Source organism: Mesotoga sp. B105.6.4 (assembly GCF_002896535.1).
Taxonomy (GTDB): domain Bacteria; phylum Thermotogota; class Thermotogae; order Petrotogales; family Kosmotogaceae; genus Mesotoga.
The window spans coordinates 1-7605 of record NZ_JWIM01000103.1; the positions used below are offsets into that span (position 1 = coordinate 1).

6 protein-coding genes are annotated in these 7605 nt (G+C 47.0%); all 6 read left to right on the forward strand.

Annotated features, from left to right (window positions below):
• Positions 1-439: 439 nt before the first annotated feature.
• The 6 genes from RJ60_RS14780 to RJ60_RS14805 are packed head-to-tail and all read left to right on the forward strand — an operon-like array spanning position 440 to position 7509.
• Positions 440-1270 carry a sugar phosphate isomerase/epimerase gene (locus RJ60_RS14780; protein WP_099830123.1) on the forward strand — a complete coding sequence of 277 codons (831 nt, stop codon included), beginning with the start codon at positions 440-442 and terminating at the stop codon, positions 1268-1270.
• The gene (locus RJ60_RS14785; RefSeq protein WP_099830122.1) at positions 1260-2810 is read left to right on the forward strand and encodes a sulfatase-like hydrolase/transferase; all 1551 of its coding nucleotides are present in this window, start codon (positions 1260-1262) and stop codon (positions 2808-2810) included. The genes RJ60_RS14780 and RJ60_RS14785 overlap by 11 nt, the downstream gene beginning before the upstream one ends.
• 20 nt (positions 2811-2830) lie before the next feature.
• Complete coding sequence (locus tag RJ60_RS14790; RefSeq protein WP_099830121.1) at positions 2831-3679, forward strand: MurR/RpiR family transcriptional regulator; 849 nt, start codon at positions 2831-2833, stop codon at positions 3677-3679.
• A 28-nt stretch (positions 3680-3707) separates the two neighbouring features.
• Positions 3708-4688 (forward strand): ABC transporter substrate-binding protein, encoded by a 981-nt coding sequence (locus RJ60_RS14795; protein ID WP_099830120.1) that lies wholly within the window; start codon positions 3708-3710, stop codon positions 4686-4688.
• A gap of 59 nt (positions 4689-4747) precedes the next feature.
• Entirely contained in the window at positions 4748-6424 is a 1677-nt protein-coding gene (locus tag RJ60_RS14800) for an iron ABC transporter permease (RefSeq protein ID WP_099830119.1), read from the forward strand.
• A gap of 14 nt (positions 6425-6438) precedes the next feature.
• The gene (locus RJ60_RS14805) at positions 6439-7509 is read left to right on the forward strand and encodes an ABC transporter ATP-binding protein (protein WP_099830118.1); all 1071 of its coding nucleotides are present in this window, start codon (positions 6439-6441) and stop codon (positions 7507-7509) included.
• Positions 7510-7605: the final 96 nt, after the last annotated feature.

Genomic DNA, 7605 nt, shown 5'->3' on the forward strand with positions numbered 1-7605 from the left:
CCATCTTCACTTCTCCTTCTCTAAGTAATCGATTACTTCACAATAACACGTTGCCGGTAGTTTCTCAAAAAACGCTCACGAGCGAATATGACCGATTATTTCGACTGACGAGTAAATAGAGCAAATATCTCTCCAAATGAAAAAGGAGGATGACTTGATAATCCCAAGAAGTCGATCCATTCTCTTGAATGATTAGTAGAGAAGCCATTCGCTAGCTACCGAAAATCGTAACTCTCACATTCGATTAGTACTGATTATCGGTGCCTAGGTTTGCTGAGGGAATGACAGCTTCAATTTACTCGGAATTGTTTCTGCTTACGCCTTCTCACACATTTCTGTTTATTCGGAACGTATGGTATTCTATTGGTGAAGCTATTGCTTCATCTTGCTGCTGTTGGCCAGACAATATGAAGCAATTACTGCATATGGAGATGAGCGAATGGATTTCCTTTTTAGTTCGAACATACTGACCGATTACTCTCTGAGAACGGCTATTGAGACTTTTGCTGAAGAAGGGGTAACCGGAATCGAGATCTGGGTAGAGCACTTGTGGAAGGAAGAATCCTCCCTTTGTCAGCTAAGGCAGCTCCTTGATTCACTAAAACTCAATAGGACTCTTCATGCTCCGACAAGAGATATCAACATCACTTCTTCAAATCCTGGAATCCGCGGAGAATCGGTTAGCCAGACTTTCGAGGCACTTGAGATTGCCAGAGAGCTTGGAGCGGAAGTGGTTACCATCCATCCCGGCCATATGTCTTCTTCAAAGGATACACCCAGAGACTACTTCGGTGAACATGTTGAGATCTTCCAAAGTATCGGTACTCGGGCGAGATCTCTAGAATTGAAGGTAGCGATAGAAGTAATGGAGAAGAAACCGCTTGAGCTAATAACAACTCCGGATCAAATGAATGCACTTCTTGAGAAGGTTGATATGGACTGTGTAGGGACGACTTTCGACATAGCTCATGCGGCGTCATGCTTCAAAAACAGTGTTGATGAAGGCAAGCTTAACCATAGAATCGTTGAGTACATGAAGAATCTGAAGAAGATCTTCAATGTTCACATTAGCAATGCGAGCAGGGAGAAGGTACATCTTCCTCTGCTAAGAGGAGAATACGACTTTCTCCCTGTTCTGAAGGAGCTTGCCAGCTTCTATGAAGGTTCGGTTACCATAGAAGGATTCGCCCCTGGTGATGGAATGAGGGTTATGCGGGAAAACAAAACCGTCACTGCAAAATGGAAGGAGCGCCTCGCTGATGCCAAATAGCGGTCTGAAAGACCTAAGGGAGACAATTAAAAAGCACTACGAAAAAGGCGCCACAGACTACTGGATAAAACCGTTGGTTAAATGCCGAGAGGGGCAGCCCGTCGGAAGAATTTCGGATGGTGATACGGTTATCTTCTGCTGTAGGAGAGGAGAGCGGGAAGTCCAGCTTATGGAGACTTTCGTCGAAAAGGGGTTTTCTTCATTTCCTGTGAAGAGGTTTCCCAATCTGCGTTTTCTTCCGCTGGTCGAGTATCACGAAAAGTTTGCCGATATCGAACCGGTCATTACCCCGGTCAGACCTTCTGTAACACTCGCTGGAATACTAAGTTCGAAGAATGTGAAACAGCTTGCTGTTACTGAGACCGAGAAACAGTCACATGTAACGTTCTTCTTCAATGGACGTAGAAGCAGGCTTTACGGTGGTCAAATCGCAGAGATTATTCCGAGCTGGAGGGATTTCGGTAGCCATCCGGAGATGAAGAGCGCCGAGATCGGTAACTCAGTAGTGAAGGCAATGGACAAGTATGACTTCATGATTATCAACTTCCCCGCAGGGGATGTAATCGGCCATCTCGAAGATATGAGACTCAAGATCAGCGCGGCCGAAGAAGTTGACAAGGCTCTGGGGAAGATATTCCGGCAGGCAATGGATCTTGGAAGAACACTGATCATAACTGCCGATCACGGCCTAATGGAAAGGGGGAAAAACGAAGACGGTTCCCCCTCCGTGTCGCATACGACTGCAAAGGTTCCTTTTGTACTAGTGAATCGCAAACTTGAGAATCAGAAGATGGAGCTTGGAGAAGGCACTCTGGCGGATGTCGCTCCTACGGTTCTATCTCTAATGGGTATTGAAAGACCGGAAGAGATGACAGGGTCTTCTCTGATCAAAGTTGTACCTTCCTCAAACGGAGTTGTACTGGTAATTCTTGACGGTTGGGGAGAGGGAGCCGATGATCCTTCGATCAATCCGTTGAAAGCCGCAGATACTCCAAATCTCGATTATTTGAAGAGTAATTTTCCTTTCACAAGACTGATCGCCAGTGGAGAAAAGGTCGGTCTTCCAATAGGAAGAAGCGGCAATTCAGAGACCGGGCACCTCACGATAGGTGCCGGTAGAGTTATTGAACAGGACGAGCTCAGGTTAATGAAAGCAATGGAAGTTGGGCTTGTGGACAATCCCCAAATCAAAGCTGCCATCGAAGGAAAGGCGCTGGACGGCAAAGTTCACGTTATAGGCGTGCTTTCCGAGTCTAGCTCTCACGGGAATATTCACGAGCTGATCGCGGTCTGTGAAGCCGCCAGACTAAATGGAGCCGGGAGAATCTTCGTTCATCTGATCCTTGATGGAAGGAGCGCACCTCCAAGAGGAGCTGTAGATCTTCTGGACAAGTATGAATCCAAGTTAGCCGGCTGCGAGGTGGTGGGAGCTGTTGGGAGGGGCTTTGCGCTCGATAGAAGCCGAGATTACATTGAAAAAACAAAGTTGGTATATGATTCTCTCGTGAACGGAACAGGCGAGTGTTACTTCGGCCTGTAGTTGAGGAGGACTCACTGAAAATGACTATTCTTGATCGGGTTCGCGAAGTGTATCCTTTGCTTCCAAAGTCGCAGAAACTTATAGCGGACAGCATTCTCGAGAACTGGGAAAGCACGGCATTCGTTTCTCCTAGAGAATTGGGAGAGCGGTTGAAGGTTAGCGAGACAACGGTGATCAGGTTCGCCAAATCCCTCGGATACTCAAGTTTCAGCGAACTCAGAGAACACACTCAAAAGCTAATAAAGGAGAAACTGACTCCCGCAGAGAAGATGACAGAGACGGTTCGTAAGATCAAGTCCGGAGAAACCACTTTTGAAAGGCTGCTCACTGCAGAGGTCGAGAATCTGAAGAACGGCATCTCAAAGGTTTCGCCGGATGAGTTCTACAGGGCAGTAGATCTTATTGAGAAAGCTCAGAGAGTCTTTATTGCAGGCCAGGGGGTCTCGGAATCTTTATGCAGATTCCTCGAATTCAGATTCAGAAGAATGCACATAGATACGAGACTAGTAACCGGCGGAGGAAAACCTTTCTACGAGACGCTATTGCTCATGAATAGCGATGATGTTCTCTTTGGAATCGGTTTCTTTCGATGCTCTCTCGACATTCTAAGGTCTTTCGACTACGCAAAGAAGCAAGGTATACCTACGATAGCGTTGACACACAGCAGTGTTTCCGAGCTTGCCCTCAAGTCTGAAGTCACTCTTGTGGCAAACAGAGGTCCTGTATCCCTGCTCAATTCTTTGGTCGTACCCATGGCAATCCTCAACGCGTTAGTTCTCTACATTGCAGAGAGAGACGAGGAGAAGCTCAAAGCTCTCGAGAAGCTCGATGAAATCCCTAATATCTTTGGGTTTGACGGAAAGCACTAGGTTCCGTGCCCTACTGAGGAGGTAGTCTATGAGAAAGCTTGCTATTGTCTTTATGTTGCTGATCTGCGGTGCACTAATTTTCGGTTCGGGAAAAATCATGCTTTACACCTCGGTTCCCACAGAGATAATGACTGCCATTGCCGATGCCTTTATGGCGGAGAACCCTACTATTGAGGTAGAGGTCTTCAGGTCCGGCACGGGTACAATCCAGACAAAGATTGCAGCCGAGATGCAGTCGGGGAATATCGAGGCAGATGTCATATGGGTCGCTGAGTTTTCTTACTACGAGAGCTTGAAAAAACTCGGTCTGCTGGCAAAGATCGATCCCGAACAGGCGGCCTTCCTGCCAGACAATTTCAAAGACCCTGAAGGCTATTACTATGCAGGCAGACTGATCAACATGGTAATCTGCTACAACACGAAAGACCTCACTCCGGAGACAGCTCCCAAGACGTGGAAAGAGATGACTGATAAGACGTGGTTCGACGATTTTGTGATTCCGAACCCTGAGTATTCTGGTGCAGCTGTAGCGGCCGTTGGGGCACTTGCAAAGAAGTATGGCTGGGATTATTTCAGAGACCTTAGAAAGAATGAGGCGGTGGTTGTTAGGGGTAACAGTGATGTTGCACAGAAGGTTGCTTCTGGAGAGTTTCCTGTGGGAATGACTCTTGATTACATAGCGCGCGATCTTAACGTCAAGGGTAGTCCCATAAACATCATTTACCCTGAAGATGGAACGATAGCCATTCCCAGTCCCGTTGCAATAATGAAGTCTACGAAAAACATGGAAGCATCTATGCAGTTTGTCAATTACATTCTATCCATTAATGGACAGGTTGCGCAGGTTGAGCTTGGTTCACTCGTGCCGGTTCGCAGTGATGTGAACCCGCCGCCCAACACCCCTCCTGCAGCAGAAATCCTTTCTCAGGCAATGGATATTGACTGGAAGTACATCGAAGAAGGCCTTGAAGAAATCAACACCAATTTCGCGGACATAATGCTGTTTTAGGTTCTTGTGACCCGGCCGTGTAGCGGTCGGGTCATACTCTGTTTTGGGGAGTGATTGTTTTGATCCAGAAGAAGTTCAAAGTTGACCCGATTATCCTCGGCAGCGCTTTCGTACTAATTGGGATTCTGGTTGTTTTTCCGTTCACGCTTCTCTTCATGAACAGCTTCAAGTCGGACGGAGTGTTCACTCTACAGAATTATGCAACGGTCTTCAGCGCCAGCAGAAACTACACGGCACTTCTGAATAGCTTGAAGCTGGGCTTCTTAACCTCGTTATTCGCCGTTTTGATGGGGGCGCCGCTGGCATGGTTAGTAACCAGAACGAATCTGCCTTTTGCCAAACTGTTCAAGACGCTCTTCATTCTTCCTTATATGATACCTCCTTTTGTTGGAGCTATAGCCTGGTCGCAGCTTTTGAACAGGAGAAATGGTTATGTTAATCGCTGGATAATGTCTCTCTTTGGACTTGATAGATATGTGTTCAACGTGAACACCCTTTCCGGACTGGTTTGGGTTATGGCTCTTTATCTGTATCCATTTGTCTTTATAACTGTGGTTGGGGCGCTCGAGAGAATGGATCCAACTCTTGAAGAGGCTGCCAGAACCTGTGGATCAAAGACTCTGCGAATAATGAAGGACATCACACTGCCTCTAGTTGCTCCAAGCATTGCTGGAGGGGCTCTGCTCGTTTTCGCTTCAAGCATTGCAAATTTTGGAATTCCCGCTTTGATCGGAATGCAAGGCAGGGTGTTTGTATTGACTACAATGATATATTCATATATGCATAGCGGAGGTTTCAACGGAATCGCTATGGCCTCATCGCTCTCGGTGCTGTTGATGGGAGTCTCGGTGGGGGCACTGCTAATAAACAATCTCTATCTTAAGAAGAAACAGTATACCCTCATTTCGGGAAAGAGCATGCGGCCGACGACACTTGATCTCAGGGCATGGAAGCTACCCTGCTTAGTCCTTGCTGCGATAGTTGTATTCGTCACGGTTATTCTTCCCTTCTTCTCGATCGCTCTCACCTCTCTGCTTGATGCCTGGGGAGCCGACATAACATGGGAAAACATCTCTCTTAGGAACTACAGGTATATTCTCTTCGAGTACAAACTGACCAAAGATGCACTGAAGAACAGCCTGCTCCTCGCCATCTCTGCTGCAACGATCTCAATGATTCTTGGGTCGTTAATCGCATACATAAGCGTAAAGACCAAGATTAGAGGAAGGAAGGCTCTTGAGACTGTTGCTCAGATTCCGTACACAATTCCAGGAACTGTTGTAGCCATTGCTATGATACTTGCATGGTCGGGTCGTTATGGAATCAACCTTTATAACACTTTCTGGATTCTTCTAGTGGCCTACGTTGCTCACTATACTGCCTTTGCCATAAGAACTACGTCTGCTTCACTTGAACAGATTCATTCATCACTTGAAGAGGCGGCAAGAATATCTGGAGGAAGCTGGCTGAAATCCTTGAGAGATATCGTCATACCTCTTATAAGACCCGGTTTGGTCGCCGGATGGTTCCTAATATTCATGCCGGCTTTGAGGGAGTTAACGATGTCTATTCTGCTTTGGGGGCCAAAGACGGTTACAATAGGGGTGGCAGTATTTGAAATGCAGGAAGCCGGTTACGTCCAAATATCCGCCGCTTTCGCGACCCTGTTACTGATAATAGTCATAACCGGTAACCTCATTGTGAAGTGGCTTACTAAAGGCAAGATCGGAATCTGAAGGGAGTGGTCTGAATGTCTAACGTGGTTCTTAAGGGTCTCTCAAAGTCATTTGGGGAAGTCAATGTGGTAAACAATATAGATCTTGAGATAAAGGATCATGAGTTTGTCTCTTTCCTGGGGCCATCGGGTTGTGGCAAGACAACTACGCTGAGGATGATCGCGGGTTTCGACATGCCTACCGAAGGCGAGATCTTCATTGGAGACCGCCTTGTGTCTTCTACGAGGAGTAGGATATTCATTCCTCCCGAAGACCGAAATGTGGGCATGGTGTTTCAGAACTACGCTGTATGGCCTCACATGGATGTTTTCAAAAACGTTGCTTATCCTTTGAAGATAAAGAAGGCCAGGTCCCCTGAAATCAGAGAAAGGGTAATGAAAGTCCTGTCTTTGGTGAAACTTGTCGGAATGGAGAAACGTTATCCACATCAGCTGTCCGGTGGTCAACAGCAGAGGGTAGCGCTGGCCAGGGCGCTCGTAATGGAGCCAGACGTGATGCTTCTGGATGAGCCTCTCAGCAACCTGGATGCGAAGCTTAGAGAGGAGATGCGATTCGAAATCAAGGATATTCAGAGAAGAATCGGGGTCACGATCATTTACGTCACTCACGACCAAGCCGAGGCGATGGCGATGTCCGATAGAATTTTGCTGCTTCATGACGCTTCTGTACAGCAGCTCGGCACACCAAGAGAGCTGTACGAGAGGCCTGAAAATCAGTTTGTCGCCGATTTCATAGGCCTGATAAACTTCATGAAAGTAGAAGTCTCTGGAGCGGGAGGTCGATTCGAAGCCAGATTTGTTGATTCACCAGATGCATCTTCATTCCCAATCGAGCATTTCTCGCTAGATAGTATGTCGGGCAAAAGATACGTGTTTGCCGTCAGGCCCGAAAACGTAAGATTAGTGACTGCCGACGAATCGGAGGTAAGGGGTACAGTCAAAAAGAGGGTCTATCTTGGGAATATTCTCGATTATCGCATCTCTCTCGGAAAGGAAGAGATAAGGGTAGAAGCTCCGGCGAGCACTGAATACGAAGTTGATCAGATTGTTGGACTGAAGTTCGACAGTTACGTGATCTTTGAGTAGGATAGTTCAGTGGAGTCATTCCACGAAATCCCGACTATACTATTCGATCTTTCTATGTACAAGTGCGACAGATGCAATAGAAGCCCCGGCGCCTGG

What these genes read in the sequence shown, in the direction of transcription:
- RJ60_RS14780 (WP_099830123.1), top strand. Translation starts at nt 440, where the DNA reads ATGGATTTCCTTTTTAGTTCGAACATACTGACCGATTACTCTCTGAGA.
- RJ60_RS14785 (WP_099830122.1), top strand. Translation starts at nt 1,260, where the DNA reads ATGCCAAATAGCGGTCTGAAAGACCTAAGGGAGACAATTAAAAAGCAC.
- RJ60_RS14790 (WP_099830121.1), top strand. Translation starts at nt 2,831, where the DNA reads ATGACTATTCTTGATCGGGTTCGCGAAGTGTATCCTTTGCTTCCAAAG.
- RJ60_RS14795 (WP_099830120.1), top strand. Translation starts at nt 3,708, where the DNA reads ATGAGAAAGCTTGCTATTGTCTTTATGTTGCTGATCTGCGGTGCACTA.
- RJ60_RS14805 (WP_099830118.1), top strand. Translation starts at nt 6,439, where the DNA reads ATGTCTAACGTGGTTCTTAAGGGTCTCTCAAAGTCATTTGGGGAAGTC.